The 23,568-nt window shown below is 29.4% G+C and carries 21 protein-coding genes, 2 riboswitches and 2 other annotated features; of the genes, 16 read left to right on the top strand and 5 right to left on the bottom strand.

Features of this window, described 5'->3' with window-relative positions:
* The first annotated feature begins 131 nt into the window (after positions 1-131).
* Positions 132-375: a binding site (T-box leader), on the top strand.
* Between the two features lie 95 nt (positions 376-470).
* Positions 471-3,581: an isoleucine--tRNA ligase gene (gene ileS / locus HCG76_RS08520; RefSeq protein ID WP_221699922.1), complete on the top strand. Its 3,111-nt coding sequence runs from the start codon at positions 471-473 to the stop codon at positions 3,579-3,581.
* Between the two features lie 183 nt (positions 3,582-3,764).
* A complete protein-coding gene (locus HCG76_RS08515) occupies positions 3,765-4,763 on the top strand; it encodes a LacI family DNA-binding transcriptional regulator (RefSeq protein WP_221699921.1) in 999 nt (332 codons plus the stop codon).
* Between the two features lie 271 nt (positions 4,764-5,034).
* Here the strand turns inward: HCG76_RS08515 and HCG76_RS08510 are convergent, their stop codons facing one another.
* The gene (locus HCG76_RS08510; RefSeq protein ID WP_221699920.1) at positions 5,035-5,220 is read right to left on the bottom strand and encodes a hypothetical protein; all 186 of its coding nucleotides are present in this window, start codon (positions 5,218-5,220) and stop codon (positions 5,035-5,037) included.
* 124 nt (positions 5,221-5,344) lie between these two features.
* Between HCG76_RS08510 and HCG76_RS08505 the strand changes: the two genes are divergently transcribed.
* From HCG76_RS08505 to HCG76_RS08485, 5 genes are all read left to right on the top strand, one after another.
* A complete protein-coding gene (locus HCG76_RS08505) occupies positions 5,345-5,920 on the top strand; it encodes a nucleoside recognition domain-containing protein (protein ID WP_221699919.1) in 576 nt (191 codons plus the stop codon).
* 18 nt (positions 5,921-5,938) lie between these two features.
* The gene (locus HCG76_RS08500) at positions 5,939-6,463 is read left to right on the top strand and encodes a spore maturation protein (RefSeq protein WP_221699918.1); all 525 of its coding nucleotides are present in this window, start codon (positions 5,939-5,941) and stop codon (positions 6,461-6,463) included.
* Between the two features lie 256 nt (positions 6,464-6,719).
* Positions 6,720-7,160, top strand: coding sequence for an ACT domain-containing protein (locus tag HCG76_RS08495; RefSeq protein ID WP_260458078.1), 441 nt, complete (start codon positions 6,720-6,722; stop codon positions 7,158-7,160).
* Positions 7,161-7,180: 20 nt separating this feature from the next.
* Entirely contained in the window at positions 7,181-8,440 is a 1,260-nt protein-coding gene (locus HCG76_RS08490) for an aminopeptidase P family protein (RefSeq protein WP_221699916.1), read from the top strand.
* 80 nt (positions 8,441-8,520) lie between these two features.
* Positions 8,521-8,695: riboswitch (Lysine riboswitch) on the top strand.
* Between the two features lie 126 nt (positions 8,696-8,821).
* Positions 8,822-10,537, top strand: coding sequence for a Na+/H+ antiporter NhaC family protein (locus HCG76_RS08485; RefSeq protein ID WP_221699915.1), 1,716 nt, complete (start codon positions 8,822-8,824; stop codon positions 10,535-10,537).
* An 80-nt stretch (positions 10,538-10,617) separates the two neighbouring features.
* On the opposite strand, the gene HCG76_RS08480 is transcribed toward HCG76_RS08485, so the two are convergent.
* A complete protein-coding gene (locus HCG76_RS08480; protein ID WP_221699914.1) occupies positions 10,618-11,115 on the bottom strand; it encodes an FUSC family protein in 498 nt (165 codons plus the stop codon).
* A gap of 243 nt (positions 11,116-11,358) precedes the next feature.
* Positions 11,359-11,593 (top strand) — a binding site (T-box leader).
* A 147-nt stretch (positions 11,594-11,740) separates the two neighbouring features.
* Here HCG76_RS08480 and metG (HCG76_RS08475) point away from each other — a divergent pair.
* The 9 genes from metG (HCG76_RS08475) to HCG76_RS08435 all read left to right on the top strand — a co-directional run bounded on the left by metG (HCG76_RS08475) (position 11,741) and on the right by HCG76_RS08435 (position 21,958).
* Positions 11,741-13,684 (top strand): methionine--tRNA ligase, encoded by a 1,944-nt coding sequence (gene metG, locus HCG76_RS08475; RefSeq protein ID WP_221699913.1) that lies wholly within the window; start codon positions 11,741-11,743, stop codon positions 13,682-13,684.
* A 204-nt stretch (positions 13,685-13,888) separates the two neighbouring features.
* Positions 13,889-15,517, top strand: coding sequence for a methionine--tRNA ligase (gene metG, locus HCG76_RS08470; RefSeq protein WP_221699912.1), 1,629 nt, complete (start codon positions 13,889-13,891; stop codon positions 15,515-15,517).
* A gap of 324 nt (positions 15,518-15,841) precedes the next feature.
* On the top strand, positions 15,842-16,627 hold the full coding sequence (locus HCG76_RS08465; protein WP_221699911.1) for a TatD family hydrolase: 786 nt from the start codon (positions 15,842-15,844) through the stop codon (positions 16,625-16,627).
* Positions 16,628-16,855: 228 nt separating this feature from the next.
* The gene (locus HCG76_RS08460; RefSeq protein ID WP_221699910.1) at positions 16,856-17,905 is read left to right on the top strand and encodes a G5 and 3D domain-containing protein; all 1,050 of its coding nucleotides are present in this window, start codon (positions 16,856-16,858) and stop codon (positions 17,903-17,905) included.
* A 124-nt stretch (positions 17,906-18,029) separates the two neighbouring features.
* The gene (gene rnmV / locus HCG76_RS08455; protein WP_221699909.1) at positions 18,030-18,584 is read left to right on the top strand and encodes a ribonuclease M5; all 555 of its coding nucleotides are present in this window, start codon (positions 18,030-18,032) and stop codon (positions 18,582-18,584) included.
* Positions 18,585-19,427 (top strand): 16S rRNA (adenine(1518)-N(6)/adenine(1519)-N(6))-dimethyltransferase RsmA, encoded by an 843-nt coding sequence (gene rsmA, locus HCG76_RS08450; protein WP_221699908.1) that lies wholly within the window; start codon positions 18,585-18,587, stop codon positions 19,425-19,427. It abuts the gene before it with no gap.
* A gap of 100 nt (positions 19,428-19,527) precedes the next feature.
* Entirely contained in the window at positions 19,528-20,706 is a 1,179-nt protein-coding gene (locus HCG76_RS08445; RefSeq protein WP_221699907.1) for a DUF7922 domain-containing protein, read from the top strand.
* A gap of 161 nt (positions 20,707-20,867) precedes the next feature.
* The gene (locus tag HCG76_RS08440) at positions 20,868-21,692 is read left to right on the top strand and encodes a hypothetical protein (protein ID WP_221699906.1); all 825 of its coding nucleotides are present in this window, start codon (positions 20,868-20,870) and stop codon (positions 21,690-21,692) included.
* Positions 21,693-21,769: 77 nt separating this feature from the next.
* A complete protein-coding gene (locus HCG76_RS08435) occupies positions 21,770-21,958 on the top strand; it encodes a ferredoxin (protein ID WP_221699905.1) in 189 nt (62 codons plus the stop codon).
* Between the two features lie 39 nt (positions 21,959-21,997).
* Here HCG76_RS08435 and thiT read toward each other — a convergent pair whose 3' ends face one another.
* The 3 genes from thiT to HCG76_RS08420 all read right to left on the bottom strand — a co-directional run bounded on the left by thiT (position 21,998) and on the right by HCG76_RS08420 (position 23,567).
* Positions 21,998-22,645, bottom strand: a complete 648-nt coding sequence (thiT, locus tag HCG76_RS08430; RefSeq protein ID WP_221699904.1) for an energy-coupled thiamine transporter ThiT — start codon at positions 22,643-22,645, stop codon at positions 21,998-22,000.
* A gap of 51 nt (positions 22,646-22,696) precedes the next feature.
* A riboswitch (TPP riboswitch) is annotated at positions 22,697-22,797 on the bottom strand.
* A 25-nt stretch (positions 22,798-22,822) separates the two neighbouring features.
* Complete coding sequence (locus tag HCG76_RS08425) at positions 22,823-23,026, bottom strand: hypothetical protein (RefSeq protein ID WP_221699903.1); 204 nt, start codon at positions 23,024-23,026, stop codon at positions 22,823-22,825.
* 85 nt (positions 23,027-23,111) lie between these two features.
* Positions 23,112-23,567: a PadR family transcriptional regulator gene (locus HCG76_RS08420; protein ID WP_221699902.1), complete on the bottom strand. Its 456-nt coding sequence runs from the start codon at positions 23,565-23,567 to the stop codon at positions 23,112-23,114.
* Position 23,568 lies beyond the last annotated feature (1 nt).

Raw genomic sequence — 23,568 nt, 5'->3', positions numbered from 1 at the left:
TCTTAAAAGTATATTTTTTTCAATTTAAGTCTTGCTGAATTTGTTGCTTCATTCTTCACTTTTACTTTTTCTTTAAATAAACTTTTGGGTGCAATTGACAACCCATAATTAATTAATATATAATAAATTCATTAAAGACTATGATTAGGATAAGTACTTTAGTTTATTCTTTTAAGAGAGTGATTGGTTGGTGTAAAATCATAAGATAACTTAAGGAAAATCACCTAGGAGTTTGAGGCTGAAAGTTTTTACGATTAAGCTATCACGTTAGCCCGCGTTAAGGGATAGGATATGAAAGTATCTGAATTATAGCTCATAGCATAATTATGAGTTTATTAACCTTAGGTGGTATAGCGAATTCACTTCGTCCTTTTGGGATGGAGTTTTTTTTATTTTAAAATAAAGGATTAAAATATGTCTTTAAGAGAATAATTTTAATAGCTAATAAACGTAGAGAAAGGAGAATTCTTATGTACAAAAAAGTAGAACTACCAAATGGTTTTGTTGGTCTTGAAAAAGAAGTAGCAAATCTTTGGACTGCAAGAAATGTTATAAAAAAGAATTTTGATATGAATCAAGATGGTGAATACTTCACTTTCTATGATGGTCCACCAACAGCAAATGGTAGACCTCACGTTGGACACGTGTTAACAAGAGTTATGAAGGATATTATCCCAAGATACAAGGTTATGAAGGGATATAAAGTTATAAGAAAAGCAGGATGGGATACTCACGGTCTTCCAGTAGAGCTTGAAATAGAAAAGAAGCTTGGTATTTCAGGTAAGGAACAAATCGAAGAGTATGGTGTAGAGAAGTTCGTTAAAGAATGTAAAGAAAGCGTATTTACTTATGTAAGTATGTGGGAAAAAATGACTAATCAAATTGGCTATTGGGTTGACATGGAAAATCCATATGTAACTTATCACAATCCATATATTGAATCAGTTTGGTGGGCATTAAAACAAATGTGGGATAAAGGTCTTTTATATGAAGGACATAAAGTAATGCCATACTGCCCAAGATGTGGAACTGCATTATCATCTCATGAAGTTGCACAAGGATATAAAGACGTTAAGGACTTAACTTGTGTTGCTAAATTTAAGGTTGAAGGAGAAGATAACAAGTACATATTAGCTTGGACAACAACTCCTTGGACATTACCTTCAAACTTAGCTTTATGTATAAATAAAGCGTATACTTATATAGAAGCTAAAGTTGGAGATGAAATATTAATCTTAGCTAAAGACTTAGCTGATAAAGTTTTAGGAGAAGACTATGAAGTAATAAGAGAATTCCCTGGAACTGAACTTTTAGGAACTAAATATGAACAATTAATGCCTTTCGGTAAAGTAGAAGGAAAAGCTTTCGAAGTAATTCATGGTGATTATGTTACTTTATCAGATGGTACAGGTATAGTTCATATAGCACCTGCATATGGTGAAGATGATAGCTTAGTAGCTAAAGCTAATGGAATTACTTTTATTAACTTAGTTGATAGAGAAGGTAGATTCGTAGAAGAGGTTACTCCATGGGCTGGAAAGTTCGTTAAGAAATGTGATGAAAGCATTTGTAAGTGGTTAGAAGAAAATAATAAATTATTTAAATCTGAAAAACACTTACACTCATACCCACATTGTTGGAGATGTGACACACCACTTCTTTATTATCCAAAGGAAAGCTGGTTTGTTGCAATGACAACATTAAGAGATAAGCTTTTAGAAAATAATAATAAGATCAATTGGTATCCTGATAACATTAGAACAGGTAGATTTGGTAAGTTCTTAGAAAATGTTATCGACTGGGGTATTTCAAGAGATAGATACTGGGGAACTCCACTTCCAATTTGGGGATGTGAATGCGGACATAAAGAATGTATAGGAAGCATTGCAGAACTTAAGGAAAAGGGAATCAATGTTCCAGAAGATATAGAACTACACAAACCATATATAGATAATGTTCACTTAAAATGTGAAAAGTGTGGTAAGGAAATGACTAGAACAAATGAAGTTATTGACTGTTGGTTCGATTCAGGTTCAATGCCATTTGCACAATTACATTATCCATTTGAAAATAAAGAATTATTTGAACAAAACTATCCAGCTCAATTTATATCAGAAGCTGTTGACCAAACAAGAGGATGGTTCTATACTTTATTAGCAATTTCTACTGCTATATTCGATAGAAATCCATTTGAAAACTGTATAGTTCTAGGTCACGTTCTTGACAAGAAGGGCTTAAAGATGTCAAAATCTAAAGGAAATGTTGTAGATCCATTTGATGTATTAGATGCACAAGGTGCTGATGCAACAAGATGGCACTTCTATACTGCAAGTGCTCCATGGTTACCAACAAGATTCTCTATAGATGACGTTGGTGAAGCAGGAAGAAAGTTCATGGGAACTTTATGGAATGTTTATTCATTCTACGTTTTATATGCAGAATTAGATCAATTCAATCCATTAAAATATTCTGAGTTTGTTTCAGAAAATGTAATGGATAAGTGGGTTATGTCTAAGTTAAATACATTAGTTAAAGATGTAGATTCTATGTTAAACTCATACCAAATAACTCAAGCAGCATTAGCTATTGAAGATTTTACTGATGAATTATCAAATTGGTATGTAAGAAGAAATAGAGGAAGATACTGGTCTGAAGAATTAACTGATGATAAGATTGGTGCATATGTAACTTTATATAGAGTATTAACAACTTTAATTAAAGTAGCAGCTCCATTCGTTCCATTTATAACAGAAGATATTTATCAAAACTTAGTAGTTGGATTAGATGAAAATGCTCCAGAAAGCATTCACTTATGCAACTGGCCAGAAGTAAATGAAACTGCTATAGATAAGAATTTAGAAAAGGAAATGGACTTAGCTTATACAATTGTTAAGTTAGGAAGAAGTGCAAGAAATGGTGCTAACATTAAGAATAGACAGCCACTTTCTAAAATGCTTATTTCTACAGACTCACTTCCTGAATATTACGGAGATATAATAACAGATGAGTTAAATATAAAAGCTGTAGAATTTGGTGCAGATCTTTCTACTCATGTTAACTTTGAAATTAAGCCTAACCTACCTGTTTTAGGAAGAGCTTATGGTAAGTTAATACCAGGAATAAGAAAAGAAATAGCTGCAAGAAACCAAATGGAATTAGCTCAAACTATTCAAAATGGTGGAGTAGTAGTTATTAATGTTGATGGAACAGAAATTGAATTAAATAAGGAAAACTTATTAGTTACTATGCAAGGGCTAGAGGGTTATGCATTTGCTGGTGAAGGTTCAATTGGTGTTGTTTTAGATACACATATTTCTGAAGAACTTAGAGAAGAAGGTCACTTAAGAGAAATAATATCTAAGATTCAAAATATGAGAAAAGATAAAGGGTTTGAGGTTGCAGACAAAATTAAATTATATGTAGCAGATAATGAAATGCTATTAGATGTAATTAAAAAGTTTGCCGAAGTTATAAAGAAAGAAACCTTAACCCAAGAAATAGTTTACAATGAAGAAGTTGATTATACTGAAACAGTTATTAATGGTGAAAAGCTAAATATGACTGTAGAAGTTGTTAAATAATTAAGGTCTTTATTACGAAGGGTAGGGATTAAGTAATAATTCCTACCCTTTTTTCAAACAATAATAGTATATTTTATAATTATGAAATATTAAATGTAAAAAACAATCAAAATTATTGTATTAAATAGGAAAAAAAGGTATAATTAATAATTAAAATGAAAATGAAAATGGAGTGATGTTGATATGGCTACTTCTATAAAAGATGTTGCTAGAGAAGCTGGCGTTTCAATAGCTACGGTATCTAGAGTATTAAATGATATAGACGTTGTTAATGAAGATACTAAAAAGAAGGTATTAGATGCTATTAAAAAGTTAGGATACAGACCCAATATTGTAGCTAGAAGTTTAAAAACGCAAAGAACAAAAACTGTAGGAATATTAGTTCCTGATATTTCAAGTGGATTCTATCCTGAAATAGTTAGAGGGGCAGAAGACGTTGCAAATATTTATGACTATAACGTAATATTATGTAATTCTGACTTTGATTATGATAAAGAAAAAGATTACTTAAGAGTACTTAAGGAAAAGATGGTTGATGGTGTTATCTATATGAGTTCTTGTTTAGAAGAAGAAACATTAGATATAATAAATGAATTAGATTTAAAGACAGTTCTTGCAGAATCTAAGGATAAAGAAGGTAGATTACCAAGTGTAATTATCGATAATATACAAGCGTCATATGATGCAACTAAGAGTTTAATAGGAAAAGGATTAAAAAATATTGCCTTTGTTGGTGTTAACAAGGATGCTTCTAATGCTTGGGGAGAAAGACATATAGGTTACGAAAAAGCGTTAGAAGAAAGTGGACTTTCTATTGATGAAGATTTAGCATTCTTTAAAGATTTAAAGGTTAAAAGTGGATATAAAGCTGTTGAAAGCTTTTTAGCTACTGGCAAAAAGTTTGATGGAGTAGTATGCTCATCAGATGAAATTGCTATGGGAGTAATTAATGCATTAAGAGAAAATGGATTAAAGGTTCCGGAGGATGTAAGTGTAATAGGATTTAATGATAATGCTGTTGCTTCATATTTCTATCCAAAGATAACTACAGTTAAACAACCAAGTTATGACATGGGATCAGTCGCAATGAGAATGCTTATAAAAATATTAAACAATAAGCCTTTAGAGCAAGATCAGTATGTATTAGATTATAAATTAATACAAAGAGAAAGTTCTAAATAGTTTAATAACTACCTCTAATTAGAGGTAGTTATATTTTTTTATATAAATATGTTGAAATAACAGGAAAAAAATGATATAATTAAGATAATTTGATAACGTTTACTAATAGCGGTTATTTCTAAGTTGGGTACACAATCAATTAGGTATAGGTAATATTATTGGGAATTTGAGAATTATGGTATAAGTTAGTTATCAAATATTCGAAAAAATAATTGCTATTTTAGTAGTAGAATAAAAGAGGATAGTTTAACTATCCTCTTTTCTATTAATATTATAGTATTCCTTCAGTTTTTAATAAGTTCTCTAATTTTTGAACTTTTTCTGTTAAGGTAATAAATTTTTCCTTTATTATATTATTTTTTTCATTTCCTTCATTGATATAGTTTTCCATTTCTTCTACAGCTTTTAATGCTTCATCAATATCTTTTTGAGCTAATTTTAAATTTGATTCTTTCATCGACAAATCTCCTTTTGTTAGGTAAATAAAAAAATATAACTTATGTTGATATCTTTATCCTATCACTAATAAATGGGCGTTGCAAGGCATATATTATAAAGAAAAATAAATAGGGGGAGAAAATATGATTAACTACATATGGTTTGTAATGATTTTTTTAGGATTATTAGTTGGTATATTTACCGGAAATGGTGAGGGAGTATCAAATGCCATAATAGGGTCTATAGATACCACAGTTACATTTATTATTGGACTTGTTGGATTAATGTGTTTTTGGTGTGGAGTTATGAAGGTTGCTCAAAATAGTGGATTTACAGAAAAGTTAGCTAAACTTATGAAGCCTATATTAAAGCTTATTTTTAAGGATGCGGCTAAAGATGAAAAAGCATTAGGCGCAATAGTTATGAACATAACAGCAAATATGATGGGGCTTGGAAATGCAGCTACGCCTTTTGGAATAAAAGCAATGGAAGAAATGGATAGGTTAAATAAAGAAAAAGGTATAGCTAGTAATGATATGGCTTTATTTTTAGTATTAAATGCTGCTTGTATTCAATTAGTTCCATCAACAGTATTATCAATAAGGGCTGCAGCAGGCTCAACTAACCCAGGAGTAATAATACTTCCTGCAATAATATCTACTGGAGTTGCAGCAGTAGTAGGAATAATTTGTTGCAAAATTATGCAAAAGTATTTTTAAGATTGTGGGGGGATATAAATGTTTACTTATATTACAAAAAGTATTATACCAATAATAGTTTTAATTATTATTACTTATGGAATGATAAAAGGCAGAAAAGTATATGATTGGTTTATAGAAGGTGCTAAAGATGGATTAAAAGTATGCCTTAATATATTTCCTTATTTATTAGCAATGATAATAGCAGTTCAAATATTTAGGGAAGCAAAGTTATTAGATATGTTAAATAATGCTATTGCTCCTATTTGTGGATTAATAGATCTACCAAAGGAAGTTGTTCCTCTAGTACTAATTAAGCCTCTTTCAGGGAGTGGAGCAATGGGGATTTTTACTGATATATTAAAAAATTATGGAGCAGATAGTGTTATAGGATTAGTTTCCTCAGTTATTATGGGAACTACAGAGACAATATTTTATACTGTAACAGTCTACTTTGGAGCGGTAAAGATAAAGAAAACAAGACATACAGTATGGGCTGCAGTTATGGCAGATATGACTGCAATTATTATGGCGATACTTATGGTTAAAATATTAATATTATAAGAGTTGAATAAAACTGCGAACTACAGTGAGAACGAAAAATGGAATATTACTTTTCCGGGAAGCGGTGAAATTTTCACTTTGAATTTATATAATTGATTCCATAAAATTTAGGGGGAGTCTGCTTAAATTGTAGACTTAAGCTTTAGTTCGCAATTTAGTTATATTGTAATTGAAAGTTGGAAATGTAAAATTTTTAATGCACTGTAAAAGGTTTGGTTGTATAATATTACTAAAATAAATCGAATGGAGAATGATTATGGGGGATGAAAAATTTTATATTGTAAATGAAAAATCATTACCAGAGATATTTAAAAAGGTAATTGAAGTAAAAGAGAATATTGAACTTGGAAAAGCAAAGGATATAAGTGAGGCTATAAAGTTAGTTGGTATTAGTAGAAGTACATATTATAAATATAAGGATGATGTATTTCTAATGGCGCAAGATATGCAATCTAAGAAGGTAACATTAATATTATTAATGACACATAAATCAGGTACATTATCTAAAGTTTTAGATTGCATAGCCTTTTATAAAGGAAATATATTAACTATAAATCAAGATATTCCAATAAACTTATCAGCTAATGTTACAGTTACTATTGATATTTCTCATATGGAAAAAAGCGTTAGCCAATTGGCAGCTAGATTAAATTCTTTACCTAATGTTAGAAGCGTAAAATTATTAGCAGCAGAGTAAATTTAAAAGGAGATAGGGCTATGAATAACAATATTTATAAAATTAATAGAAATAATCTTTTAGATAAAATTAAGGATAATTCAATTGTTGTTTTATTTGCAGGAAAGGCAGTACAAAAGACAGGAGATCAAACATATCCATTTACTCCAAATAGAAATTTTTATTATTTAACTGGAATAAATGAAGAAGATCATATATTAGTTATGTCAAAAATTAATGGAGTTACGACTTCTAAACTTTATATAAAAGATATTGATTTAGAAATGGAAAAATGGGTAGGTAAGAGTATTAGGAAGGAAGAAGCAACTGAAGTTACAGCAGTAGATGAAGTTAAGTTTAAAAGTCAATTTGAGTCTGATATACATTCAATACTTACTATGGCAGAAGAAATAAATATTTATTTAGACTTAGAAAGAATGAGTGCTAATAGAGAAGGAACAATTTCACATAGATTTGCAAATGATATCATGAATAAATATCCACAAGTTAGAATTAATAATGTTTATAGTAAAATTGGTGAATTAAGATTAAAAAAATCGCAAGATGAAGTAGAAAAAATTAAAAAGGCTATTGAAATAACTAAAAGTGGTATTGAAAAATTAATGGTTGAAGCACGTGTTGGAATGAAAGAATATGAATTAGAAGCATATTTTGATTTCAATTGTAAAGTGAAAGGTGCAACAGGCTTAGCTTTTACAACAATAGCTGCAGCAGGAAAAAATGCTACAACATTACATTATGTTGATAATAATTCAGAGCTTAAAGAAAATGATTTAATTCTTTTTGATTTAGGAGCAGAATATAATTGTTATAATGCAGATATAACAAGAACTTTCCCTGTTAATGGTAAGTTTACTGAAAGACAAAGGGAAGTTTATAATTCAGTTTTAAAAGTAAATGAAGAAATTATTAATTTAATTAAGCCAGGAATGAAATACAAGGATGTTAATGAAAAGGCAACTGACTTGATTGCTGAGGAGTGTATAAAATTAGGACTTATTGAAGATAAAAAAGATGTTAGAAAATATTATTATCATAGCATAGGTCATAGTTTAGGTATGGATACTCATGATATAGAAACTCCACATAGAGATATAATTTTTGAGCCAGGAGTTATATTTACAGTTGAACCAGGCATATATATTGAGGAAGAAGGAATAGGAATAAGGATAGAGGATGATATATTAGTAACTGAAGAAGGAGTTATTAATTTATCTAAGGATATAATTAAATCTATAGATGATATTGAAGAATTTATGAATAAGTATTCAAAAAAATGAATACAAAAAAGTTATAAAATGGTATTGCAAATCTAAGAGATTGATTATATAATCAGATTAAAAGATAACAAAAGTGAATAAATTAGGGTAGAGGCGCGAAAGTTAATAGTATTATTGATGAGGAAAGCACTGTGATTCAATAAGAAAGGAGCAATCGCCGAAGCATACAACCGATGCTTTAAGGTTGTATAGCTGGGAGTACATAAAATATATGTACTACTGTCACAAAATGTTTTGTGGTGAGCTATCATTTAAGACTTGTATTTTTATACTATTTTAATGCATACAAGGCCTTGGGTGTTAACTCAAGGTCTTTTTTTATTTTAGTTAATTGGGGTACCCTTATTATTCGCTTTTATATTAATTAAGGGGGAAATAAAAGTGAAAAAAAGAAGTTATAAGGTATTATTACTTACTATGCTAATGCTAGTATTTTCGACTACTATTGCATTTGCATCAGAAATTGAACCAGCGGCGGTAAATGCAGATAAGTTTGGAATTTGGACTTTAATACCACCATTAGTTGCAATAGTGTTAGCATTTATAACAAAAAATGTTGTTATTTCGTTGTTTATAGGAATTTTATCGGGTAGTTTTTTAGTTAGTCTTGCGGGACATAATGTATTTGGGGCATTTATACAAGCGTTTTTAGATTTTGTAAATAGAGCATTAAATTCTCTTGCAGATCCATGGAATGCAGGAATAGTTCTTCAAGTACTTGCTATCGGAGGAGTTATTAATTTAGTTGCTAAAATGGGTGGTGCAAAAGCTATAGCAGAAGCATTAGCTAGAAAAGCTAAAACCGTTAAGAGTACTCAATTAACAACTTGGCTTTTAGGTTTATGTGTATTCTTTGATGATTACGCAAATTCATTAATAGTAGGTCCAATAATGAGACCAGTAGCAGATAAGATGAAAATATCAAGAGAAAGATTAGCATTTATAATAGATGCTACGGCAGCTCCAGTAGCTGGGCTAGCTATTATATCAACTTGGATTGGATTAGAAGTTAGTTTAATTGGTGATGGGTTTAACTCAATAGGTGTAGAAGCTAGTGGATTTGGAGTATTTCTTCAAACAATACCATATAGATTTTATAACATATTAATTCTTGCATTTATAGTAATTACAGCATTAACATTAAAGGAATTTGGTCCTATGAGAAAAGCTGAAATTGCAGCAAGAAATAGAGATAAAGTAGTTAAAGATGAGATTGCTGTAGAAGCATCATCTCAAATGGATGAATTAGAACCAAAGGAAGGCGTTAAACTTAGTATATGGAATGCTATAGTACCAATTGGAGCATTAATAATTTCTGCATTAGTAGCATTTTATTATAGTGGATATAGTTCAATAATGGGTGGAGATCCATCAGTAGCTCAAGAAATAATGATGAATTCACCATTTTCATTTAAAGGTATAATGGAAGCATTTGCAGCATCAGATGCATCTGTAGCATTATTTCAATCAGCTTTATTTGCTTCAATAGTTGCTATTTTAATGGGAGTTGCTAAAAAGATATTCACATTAGGTGAAGCTATTGATGTTTGGGTTGATGGAATGAAGGGATTAATAATAACTGGTGTTATATTAATATTAGCTTGGTCATTAGGATCAGTAATAAAAGAGCTTGGAACAGCATATTACTTAGTTGAGGTATTAAAAGGGGCAATACCAGCATTCTTATTACCAAGTTTAATATTTATATTAGGTGCTGTAATTTCATTCTCAACAGGAACTGCATATGGAACTATGAGTATATTAATGCCACTTGCAATACCATTAGCACATTCAATAAATCCAGAAATGTCATTTGTAGTGGTTTGTACAAGTGCTGTATTAACAGGAGCTATATTTGGAGATCACTGTTCACCAATATCTGATACAACTATACTTTCTTCAATGGGTGCAGGTTGTAATCATATTGATCATGTTAAGACTCAAATGTGGTATTCATTATTTGTAGCAGCGATAACTATATTCTTTGGATATATTCCAGCAGGTCTTGGTATATCAGTATATATAGTATTACCACTTTCATTAATTGCGTTATATGTAGGGGTACAAATATTCGGTAAGAAGGTTGAAGAAGCTTAGGCAATAAGAAAATTAAATAAAAAGGGCTATATTAAAAGGTTGTGCAAAATGCACAACCTTTTTTAATTAATAGTATTTAACTATTTATGTGGAGGTGGAGTTATTAGTTTATTTACTAATATTGAAATTACTATTCCAAGTAATGTTTCCACCATTCTGTTAGTTGCATAAAATAGAGGATCACTATAAGCGTGAGCTGTAGTAACTCCTAAAAAAGCTATGCATGTTATATTTATAGCACCAGGCCTTTTAAGAAGATTACAAATATAAATCATTAAAATAATTCCTAGGGAAATAATTATATAAATTAGTGGTTTTGATATGTAAGTATTGTGTATATGATTTTCTAATGTTCTAAAGAATAATAGAAATACCAAACCAAAACTAGCACCAATTATAGTTCCACCACCACGATTAATACCCATATGAATTGAATTATAAACAGTATCTTGTAAACAAATAACAGCTGTAAGGCATGCAAAAAAAGGCTCATTAGGTAAAAGTAATAAGCATAAGAAAACTGCAATGCCTGATTTTATTGTTCTAAGTCCAATCTTAGGAAATTTAAAGTTCTCCATAATTATGCCTCCTATCCTTAAGATATTATATCTAATAAATAGGAAAATTGCATTATTACACATAATATTTTTAAAAGAAAAAAATAAATAAAAATATAGTATTTATTATTAATAGAGGAAAAAAATAAGTTTTAAATATTAAGTAGAAGGTAATAATAAATATAGAAATATAATTTATGGAGAGGCTTAAATTTGAATTTTAACTTATTGACAGTTTTTACATTTTAGAATATTATAAAACTAATAAATGCATAGAAGAGAAGAGTAGTTTAGGAAGATATCTAAAGAGAGCTAGGAATGGTGAAAACTAGTGATATTGAACTTTATGAAGATGGTCTTGGAGCAGATTATCTGAGCTTTTAGTTAGGATAATACGGTAGCAACCGTTATATTGCAGGGTGATGATAGTCACCTAGTGAGATATTTATTGTGAAATAAATATAAAATAGAGTGGTAACGCGTATATAACGCCTCTATATGGGTATATAAGCCTATATAGAGGCTTTTTTTAGTTAGGAGTTAGGAGTTTTTAGTTAGTAGTTAGGCTATTGGATAATTAAATTTCGGCCGCTATTATTCTAGCTTTTAGCAGTAAATTTTTTACGGAAAAAGAGGAGGAAGTAAAATGACAAAGAAACCATATTATATAACTACGCCAATTTATTATCCATCAACTAAGCTACACATTGGAAATACTTATACAACAGTAGCAGCAGATGCTTTAGCTAGATTTAAGAGATTAAATGGATATGACGTAATGTTTTTAACAGGAACTGATGAACATGGTCAAAAGATACAAAGAATAGCTGAGGAAAAGGGAATAACTCCAAAAGAGCACGTAGATGAAATAGTTGCTGGAATTAAAGAGTTATGGAGCATGATGGATATAAGCTATGATAAATTTATCAGAACTACTGATGATTATCATAAAGCAACTGTTCAAAAAATATTTAAACAATTATATGATCAAGGTGATATATATAAATCTTCATATGAAGGATTATATTGTACTCCATGTGAATCTTTCTGGACTGAAACTCAATTAGTAGATGGAAATTGCCCAGACTGTGGAAGACCAGTTGAAAAATCAAAGGAAGAAGCTTATTTCTTTAGAATGAGTAAATATGCAGATAGATTAATGGAGTATATAGAAGCTCATCCAGAATTTATTCAACCAGAATCAAGAAAAAATGAAATGGTTAATAACTTCTTAAAACCAGGCTTACAAGATCTTTGTGTTTCAAGAACAAGCTTTAATTGGGGAGTTCCTGTAACATTTGATGAAGGACATGTAGTTTACGTTTGGATAGATGCATTATCAAACTATATATCTGCTTTAGGTTATGGTTCAGATAATGATGAATTATATAAGAAATACTGGCCAGCAGATGTACATTTAATAGGTAAAGATATATTAAGATTCCACACTATCTATTGGCCAATTATGTTAATGGCATTAGGTCAAGAGTTACCAAAGCAAGTATTTGGTCATGGATGGTTACTTGTTGATGGTGGAAAGATGTCAAAATCTAAGGGAAATGTTGTTGATCCAGTAGTTTTAGTAGATAAGTTTGGTGTTGATGCAGTTAGATATTATTTATTAAGAGAAATTCCATTTGGAGCAGATGGATTATTTAATAATGAAATATTTATAAAGAAAATTAACTCAGACCTTTGTAATGACCTTGGTAACTTATTATCAAGAACAGTTGCAATGATTGAAAAATACTTTGGAGGAGTTATACCAGCACCTACAGCTAAAGAAGATATTGATAATGAATTAATTAGCTTAGCTTTAGAAACTCCAGTTAAAGTAACAAAAGCAATAGATAACTTAAGAATTCCAGAAGCTTTAGAAGATATATTTGCACTTATTGGAAGAGCTAATAAATATATAGATGAAACAACTCCTTGGATATTAGCTAAGGATGAAGAAAAGAAAGAAAGATTAGGTACAGTTTTATATAACTTAGCTGAAAGCTTAAGATTTGCATCTGTATTATTATCTGCATTCTTACCAAGTACAAGTGAAAAAATAAATACTCAATTAAATATAACTACAACAACTTGGGATTCATTAGCTGGATTTGATGGAACAACTCCAGGAACAGAAGTTAAAAAAGGTGAAGCTTTATTCCCAAGAATAGATGTAGCAAAAACTTTAGAAGAGTTAGAAGTAATGAGATTAGCTCAACTTGAAGCTAACAAGCCAAAAGAAGAGTATAAAATGCAACCAATCAAAGAAGAAATAACTATAGAAGATTTCGAAAAGATAGACTTAAGAGTTGTTAAAGTATTAGCTTGTGAACCAATTAAAAAGGCTAAAAAATTATTAAAATTAACAGTTGATTTAAATGGTGAAGAAAGACAAGTGGTTTCAGGAATAGCAATGCACTACAAACCAGAAGAGTTAGTTGGAAAATATGTAGTTCTAGTAGCTAACTTAAAACCAGTTACTTTAAGAGGGGAATTATCACAAGGTATGATATTAGCAGCGTCTACTGATGATGACAGCATATTAAGCTTAGTAAATCCAGGAGAATTACAAACAGGAAGCCAAGTAAGATAAGTGAAGCTCTAAATCTTTGATTTAGTTAGCTGAACTTACACCTATGACTGAAGGGAGTAGTGTGTTTCCTTATAAATTAAGAGTAACAAGTGGCAAGTTACGGAATAAAGCCGCCTTAGGGCGACTTTAGAAAATATAAAGTAAAAAAGTCAGCTATGCTGACTTTTTTACTATATATTGTTACTAATTAAAGGGGGTTTTTTAATGAATATTATTATAGGTAATGCATGGCCATATGCAAACGGACCTTTGCATTTAGGTAGAATTTCAGTATTACTACCAGGTGATATTTTAGCTAGATATCATAGAATGATGGGGGATGAAGTTGTTTTTCTTTCAGGGACTGACTGTCATGGAACACCTGTTACAATGAAAGCTAAAGAAGAAGGAATTACACCTTTAGAAGCTGTGGAAAAATATCATAATGAATTTAAAACATGTTTTAATTCGTTAGGATTTTCTTTTGATATTTTTTCAAAGACACATTCAAAATATCATGAAGAAAAGGTAAAGGATTTTATATTACAATTATATAAAAAAGGATATATATATGAGAAATTAGTAGAACAAACTTTTTGTGAAAATTGCAATGAATATTTATCAGATAGATATATTGTAGGAAGTTGTCCCCAGTGTGGTGAAGAAGCTACAGGAGATGGATGTGAAAATTGTAATCAAGAGTTTGATTCTAGTGAATTAATAAATATGAAATGTAAGAATTGTAATTCTAAGCCTATTTTAAAAGAAACAAAACATTTGTTTTTTACATTATCTAAGTTTGAAAATGATGTAAAAAGATTATACATAAGACAATATGGCTGGAGAGAAAATGCACAAAAAATATTAAAAAGATATTTAGATGAAGGTTTGAGAGATAGGGCAGTAACTAGAGATTTTAATTGGGGTGTAGATGTTCCTTTAGATGGTTATGAGGATAAAAAAATATTCGTATGGATTGAAGCCGTTATGGGATATTTAACTGCCAGTATGAAATGTTTAGAAGAACGTGGAGAGGATTATAAGGAGTATTGGGAAGGTGAAGATTCAAGAATTTATTTTATTCATGGAAAAGATAATATTCCATTCCATACTGTTATATTCCCAGCTATACTTGCGGGTCTTGGTATAAAAAATTCAAATTTACGTATAATATCAAGTGAACATTTAAAGCTAGAAGGAAAGTCGTTTTCAACTGTGAAAAATTGGGCCTTATGGGCTGATTATGTTTGCAAAAAATACAATGTTGATAGCTTTAGATATTATTTAACTTTAAATTCACCAGAGGATAAAGATACTGATTTTACTTGGAGAGAATATATAAATATTCATAATAATGACTTAGTTAGTGAATTATCTAATTTTGTAAATAAAGTATTAGTTTTTTCAAAGAAAAATTATTCTAATAGAATACCAAATGGAAATATGGATGAAAAGTTAAAAAGTGAAATATTAAATTTATACTTTAATGTTGGGGATAAGATTGAAGAGGGACATTTTAGCGAAAGTCTTATTGATATAATGAATTTATGTAAAAAGGGTAATAAATATTTTGAAAATAATAAAGTGTGGGATTTATTAAGTCAAAATCCATTAAAATGTAAAGATGTAATATATAATTGTATTCAAATAATAATAAATCTTTCTAACTTGTTGTATCCATTTATGCCTGAGACTTGTGACAAAATAAAAGCTTCATTAAATTTAGGGAATGGAGTTTGGAGTTTTGAAGAAAAAAAAGAAGGTATAATTAGAGAATGTAATATTTTATTTAATAAAATTGATAAGAAAAAATCTTCAGAAGAAATTGCTAGATTAAAGGAACAAAGAATTTAGAATAAAAAAAACCTAGAGTCATTTCATTTGGGGGACGAATAACTCTAGGAAACCAATTTAAAAAGTAACTTCTTAACCACAATACATAGGTTGGAAGCTCTATTTAAAAGATGGTTTTAGGGGTAAATAATAATGCTTTAACTACTTTACAAGTATTATAATAAACCTTAATTGTGTCAGTTAGGTGTCAAAAATCTGAAGAAAATCTTAATAACATATTACTATAAAGTTAATAAAAAACTCAGTATATTCTGAGTTTTTTTATTTAATTTGTTATAATAAACAATAGAATTACATTATTAGGTAGTAAAAAGGAGATTAATTATGGAATTAAAATATGAAATATTTGATACGCACTCTCATTATGATGATGAGGCTTTTGATAAAGATAGAGATGCTGTATTTGAGCAAATTAGAAGTGCAGGTGTAGTTGGAATATTAAATTGTGCTTGTTCAAAAAATAGTTTAAAAACTACAAATGAATTAACTATAAAATATGATTTTATATATGGAGCTTTAGGAATTCATCCTAGTGATGCAAATGATTATGATGAAAATGTAAGAGATGAAATAGTAAGACTATATAAAGGTAATAAAAAAATTATTGCTATAGGTGAAATAGGTTTAGATTATTATTGGGATGAAAATCCAGATAAGAACATTCAAAAAAGAGTATTTAGAGAGCAAATGAAATTGGCGGAAGAATTAGGATTACCAGTAGTAATTCATGATAGAGATGCACATGCTGATACATTAGAAATAATGAAGGAATTTCCCAATGTAAGAGGAACAGTTCATTGTTTTTCAGGTAGTGTAGAATTTGCAAAAGAATGTGTAAAATTAGGTTACTATATAGGAATAACAGGTGTAGTTACATTTAAAAATGCTAAAAAAATTTGTGAGGTAGTTAAAGAAATTCCACTAGAGAGATTGCTAGTAGAAACTGACTGTCCATATATGGCGCCTGAACCAAATAGAGGAAAAAGGAATAAATCGGATTATATCGGCTATATAATAGAAAAAATAGCTGAGATAAAAGGAATTAGCTCAAAAAAGGTTAATTTGGCTGTAAATGACAATTTCCATAACTTGATTCAAAATAGAAAATAAAGTAAAATTAATATTAACAATTGTAAAAAATTAGAAAAAACCTTCAGTCTATATATACCAAACTTCAAACTGTAAAAACGCCATTATTTTTTTATTTCAATTAATATTTATAATGCATAATAAATGCATTTGAAGCAGTTTCATTAAAACAAGGGTGGGAAATTTGACAAAAACAAGAATTATTTATATAATTCAATGGTCACTCTTGCCAGGGGAGGTTAAATGTAGATGATTGAAAAATGGAAAGAAAACTTAAAAAACAATTTTTCTAATAGTCCTAAGGCAAAAATAATGGTAGGTGTTATAGGAGTATTAATAATAGCATTGACTATAACATTTACATGCGTAAGAAAAAACATAGTAATAATTATAGACGGAAAAGAAGCATCATTTATAACATATAAAGGGACTGTTAAAGATGTACTTGAGGAAAATGAGATTGAAATAGCTCATAAGGATAAAGTACAACCAGCTTTAAATGAAAAAATATCATCAAAGGATATTATTAATATTAAAAAAGCTGTAGATGTAGAAATGGTAGTTGGTAACAAAACAATTGTTATAAAAACTGCGGAAGATACTATAGAAGACATGATAGAAGCTGAAAAGGATGAACTAAAAGCTGAAGGTGTTGAGTTTGTTGAAGGAGTTGATGAAATAACACCGTCATTAGATACTGAAATATCAGATAGTCTTACAATTCAATTAGTTAAAGTTGAAGTGTTAAATGAAGTTGCAGTGGAAAGTATTGATTATGAAACAATAGTTGAAGAAGATGAGAACTTAGATATTAACACTGAAGATGTAAGACAAGCTGGTGAAGCTGGTGAAAAAGAGATAACTTATAAAGTTGTTAAAAAAGATGGCGTTGAAGTATCTAGAGAAATTGTTCAATCCAAAGTTACTAAGGAACCAGTAAATGAAATTATAGCTCAAGGAACTAGAAGAGTATTTGCTAGTAGAGATGGTGAAATGGAGTATAGAGATTTAATCTATTGTGAATCTACTGCTTATGCAGGAGATACAATTACTGCAACTGGAACAGTACCAGTTTATAATCCAGGTGGGATAAGTACAATAGCAGTAGATCCAAGAGTAATACCATTAGGTTCTTTAGTTTATGTAGAAAATTACGGAAAAGCAATTGCAGCAGATACTGGTGGACTTATAAAAGGAAAGATTATAGATGTATTCCTTAGTTCAGAATCAGAGTGTAGATCATGGGGAAGAAAATATAATGTACCAGTATATATTTTAGCATATCCAGGAGAATGGTAAAGCTATAAAAAGGCTATATCAAAACATAAAGTTTTGATATAGCCTTTTTGCATGATAAAGTTTGACATAAGAGTAATATAAGGATAAATTAAAAGGAGATGTTAGAGGAAAGGAAGCGAGAAGCTTGATTAAAGAAGTCATTGTTGTTGAAGGAAAAGATGATGTAGCTGCTGTTAAAAAAGCAGTTGATGCGGAAATGATAGCTGTTGGTGGTTTTGGAATAAATGCAAAAGTTATTGCAAGAATTAAGGAAGCACAAAAAAGAAAAGGAGTAATAGTTTTGACTGATCCAGATTTTGCGGGAGAAAAAATAAGAAAAATAATAGCAAAGAGGGTTTCAGGAATAAAGCATGCATATATTGCACAAGAAGATGGAATTAAAGATGATGATATAGGGGTGGAAAATGCTACACCAGAAGTTATAATAGAAGCTTTAAACAGAGCTAAAGTTACTATTGAAGTAAAGGAAGATATTTTTGATTCACAAGATATGTTTTTCTTTAGATTAAATGGAGATCCTAATGCAAAGGCAAGAAGAATAAAACTAGGAAATAAGTTAGGTATTGGGTATGGTAATGCAAATCAAATGTTGTCTAGATTAAATAATTATGGCATTACTAAGGAAGAATTTATAGAAGCTATTAATTATGTAAATAAAGAGTTAGAAGAGGAGAAATAGATGGATATAAAAGATGTAAAAACAGCTGAGTTAGTTAAAAAATATAATTTTAAGTTTTCAAAGAGCTTAGGGCAGAACTTTTTAGTAGATGAATCTGTTCCTAGAGATATAGTTTCTGGTGCAGAAGTTAATAAAGATGACTTAGTTATAGAAATAGGACCTGGAGTTGGTACTTTAACAGCTCAATTATTAAAAACTGCCAAGAAGGTAGTTGCAATAGAGTTAGATAATGACTTAATTCCTATATTAGAACAAGAGTTAGGAGACAATCCTAATTTTAGACTTATACATAACGATGCATTAAAGGTAGATTTTAATGAAGTTATAGGAGATGAAAAAAGTGTAAAGCTAGTAGCAAATTTACCTTATTACGTTACAACACCTATAATAGTAAAATTACTTAAAGAAGGATATAATTTTAAGTCATTAACAATAATGATTCAAAAAGAAGTTGCAGAAAGAATGAATGCAGATCCAGGTAATAAGGATTATGGAGCATTATCTTTATTAGTTCAGTATTATTGTAATACTAGTATAGTAAGAAGGGTTCCACCTAATTGCTTTATTCCTAGACCAAAGGTTGATTCAATTGTTATTAGACTTGATAAATTAGATGCTCCAAAGGTTAATGTTGATAATGAAAAGTTATTCTTTGATATAATAAGAAATTCATTTAATATGAGAAGAAAAACTTTATGGAATGGAGTTAAAAGTATAGGTCCTGATAAAGAAAAGCTTGAAGCTGCATTTGAAAAAGCTGGAGTAGATCCAAAGAGAAGAGGAGAAACTTTATCTATAGAAGAGTTCGCAACACTTTCAAATTGTATCAACGAGGTTTTATAAGTTAGATATTAATGAAAATACTCACGTTAAAATTAATAACATATTTCAATATATAAAACATATAATATATGGAATTAATATAAAGTGGGGGTTCTAGAGAATGGCAAGTAATAATAGGTTGTATAGAAACTTCGTAATATTACAGGAGGACGAACGTGGATACTCAAATTCCAGTGATAAATCATTATCTGGATATTCTAAGATAGAAGCAAAAGGAGATAAATGTAAAATTTCTTTTTATGCTCAGAATCTAAAAAAAGATAATGATAATTATTATATGATGCTTATTTGTTGTAAGAAAGATATTAAGCAGATTATTAACTTGGGACCAATAGAGGTAAGTGATACAGGTAAGGCTGAAGTAACAAAAGAATACAATGTATCAAATATTGGTGGCTTAGATATACAATTTGATAAGATATCTGGTACTGCGATAGCAAAATTTAAAGACGGAATACCTGTATTTGTAATGTGCGGTTTCTTAAACGGACAACAACCAACAGAGAACTGGAAAAATTACACTATAGTTAAGGCTAAGGAAATTAAAATAAGAGCAACTGAAAAGGTTGCAGAAAAAGAACATAAAAAAGAACCAAGAAAGCCGGAAATTAAGGTTAAGGAATCTAAGGAGAAATCTATAGGTGATACTGTTATAGAAGAGGCAAAAGTTACAGTTGTAGAAGAAGTTAAAGAAGATATAACTAGTGAAGAGATTGAAAGATCTGAGGAAAAGCTTATAGATAATGATGAAGGTAAAGTAACGAAGGAAGAATATTATAAAAGAGAAAACTTAAGAGGCAAATTTGAAGATTATGAAGATGAAATAGAGGATAGTAAGGAGTTTAATCCTACTACTGGAAAGATAAGAGGTAGTATAGGAGAATATTTTGAAACCATAGTAGATGGCTTTGACAGGGATTATGATAGCATAGATGAGCTAAAATATACTAAGTGGTATAAGATACCTGTACATGATTTACATGAAATGTGTAATATGTCGGATTATAATAAATATACATTAGCTTATTATCCAATGTTGAATTATTATCCTTATATAAAGAAGCATGGATATTTTATGATTGGATATAAGTGCGATTCTCAAGGAAATCTAAAACATATAATTTATGCAATTCCAGGAAAGAAGGATAAAGATGAACAACCTTACGATGGAAGAACAGGATTTGTTACTTGGGTTAATTTAAATGGTAAAGATAATGAGGGTTGTTGGTTAATGTTTTACGATTTTAAAAATTCTACTGTTGTTGTTCCAATGCAATAGCATAAAATTTTGTGCATAAAACATAAGTATAACTCAAGGAAAGTAAAAGATAATGAGGGAATTAAATTGCTAATATTGGAATAAAGTATTATAATTATCTTTATTAGGAGAAGCATATGCTTCTCCTATTATTTTAGTGTTAAGGTAAAAAGGAGAAACAAATGTTAAGAATATTTAAAAGATATATTTTATTAGGAGTTTTAATAATAGGTATCTTAAATTTCTCTGGATGTGCGGCAATAGAAAATATAGAGAAAAAGTTAGGTTTAAAAAATGATTATTTTAACTATTTAAATTCCAGTAATGTAGAACAAATAAGTATACAAAGTACTAGAGATACAGGATTCAAGTTTATAGTAACTGAAGAAAGCGCAATCAAGGAAATATATAATTTGTTATCAAAGGCAAAGATAAGTGAAAATAAGTCAGCTTTAGAACCAGACTATAAGTTTGAGTTTGATTTAGGTGATGAAGTAAAAGAATTTTACTATGTTGTAGGAACAGATGAAGGAAACTTTTATAATGATGAAAATACATTTTCAGTTTCAAAAAGACTAGATGAGGGAATTATAAAAAATCTTTCTTTTATAAGAAAACCTAGAGATTTTGATTATATATACTATGAGTCTATTTTAGATGTATTACAACTTGCTAGTAAAAGCAATGATATTAAGGACTGTAAAGTAGGAATAAATATAAGGACTGATGTAGATTGCTTAAAGTATGTATTTTCTACTGATTTAAATACATTTATAGAAAAAGCAAAGCAGATTACACCTAACGTAGAATTAGTAAATAATAATGAACCTGATTTTGATATTGTAGTTACTGTAAAAAATAGAGGGTATGATAGTACTAATTTTAAAACATTAATAACAGTAGCAAATAAAAAAGAAAATACAGAAGATAAATATTATGTTGTAGCAGTTAATGAATTTAAAGAGTGGAATATAGATATATTAGAGAGCAAACCTGATAATTGGTAAAAAATTTTTTCAACTTACATAACATATTATAACTTTGGAAATAATAGTATTGAAATTTGTTAAAGGGGTTGAAAAGAATGAAAGCAACTGTAGATAAGGAAACTTGTATTGGATGTGGATTATGTCCATCAATATGTCCTGCAGTATTTGAAATGGAGGATGATGGAAAGGCAGTAGCAAAAACTAATCCTGTTCCTTCTGAAAATGAAGATGATGCAAGAGATGCAGAATCAAGTTGTCCAGTAAATGCAATAAGCCTAGATTAAAAATATACCATATAGCTTTTAGCTATATGGTATATTTTTTTATGTTGACATTATATTAGATTTTAATGCTTTAATTAATCGTTCTATAGGTAAAAATGCTAATAAAATTAAGCAAATTAGTAATTCACCACCTACGGCAAAACCATTTACAGCTAGGGAATAAATAATAGGTGATATTCCTGAAGGAGCATAAGAACCAAAGAATACTACACCGGATATAAAATGGCATACAAATCTTAGAACCATTCCTATAGTAGCTCCTAAATATTTATTCTTAAAGAATCCTGCTACACCAACAGCCATAAAAGGAAGCGGATAATCAAATAAAACTTGAATTGGATTTAATATATATGGATCAAGGATTAATTTAAATACTCCAAATATAAAACCAGTAAATAAACCTATTGATGGACCATAAATAAATGATATCAACATTATAGGAATCATGCTTCCAAGAGAAATGCTTCCACCAGCATTTGGTAATCTATAGATTTTTAGCATATCTAAAATGAATGCAAGAGCAATAGCTAGTCCTATTCTTGCTATTAATTTTGAATCAAATTTTAATGATTTAAACTTTATAAAAGCAATTAATAGTATTGCAAATCCTAGTAAGGTAACTAGTGTAAGTGGATTACTAAAAAGTGTTTTTAAATTTTCGCCTAGTGTTGCTAGAAAATTTGACATAAAAAAATACCTCCTTATTTTGCGTAAGAGGTACCTTGGACATGAGAATATAAAATTCTATGGTGGCTTTCCTACGCTGGAATTATCCAGATCAGGTTAAAAGGGTTGATGAAAATTCATCTCTCAGCCTTAGGGCACCCCTAGCAACTAAAATATAATTTAATTTTAGGGAAGGATTTATAAAAAGTCAACGTTTTTATTCATTGTCTGGCAAGGTTTATAATTGGTATTTGAAGATTTATTATATAAATTACATAAGCTTATATTGGTACCTATTGGCATAAGTGTTTCAAAAGATGTTAAAGGCATTGTTATAATAGAATCATCTTCTAATAAAATAAAAGCATCATTGCCAGTATAATCTAGTATCATTCCTTTCATAGTTAACACCGTCCTAAATAAGTTTATATTAGTTTGCACATAAATAGTAACAAAAATACACCCAAGAATTTACTTGGGTGTATTTTTATAAATAAAGATCTTTATAAACTATTTGAAATACTCTTAATGACTCTTCTATTTTATGTTTAAGTAAGTTTTTTCTATTGTCAAATTCTTTTTCACCTAGTGGAGTTAGAGAGTAAAACTTTTGAAATTTCTTTTTAGGGTCATCCCATTCACCAATAACTAAACCTTCTTTTTCAAGTTTCTTTAATAATGGATATATTCCACCGGTACTAGGAGTCCATAATCCATTAGTTCTTTCAGAAACCTTAGTAGAAATTTCATTACCGTTTGTTGGTCCTGATTTTAGGATATGAAGAACATAAATAGGTAGTAAGCCTTTAGTAAAAACTTGCCCAACAGCTTCTTTTTCTTTTTGAACTTTTTTTATTTCGGCAAGTTTAGCTTTATATTCATCATGTAATCTTTTTTCCTCAGCTTTTAAATCCCCAAGATTGTTAAAATCAAAATCATTCATA

The sequence above is a fragment of the Clostridium sp. K13 genome, from assembly GCF_019734195.1.
Classification (GTDB): Bacteria; Bacillota; Clostridia; order Clostridiales; family Clostridiaceae; genus Clostridium.
The sequence above is the reverse complement of the archived record's forward strand: the minus strand, read 5'-3'. Positions and strand labels throughout refer to the sequence as shown.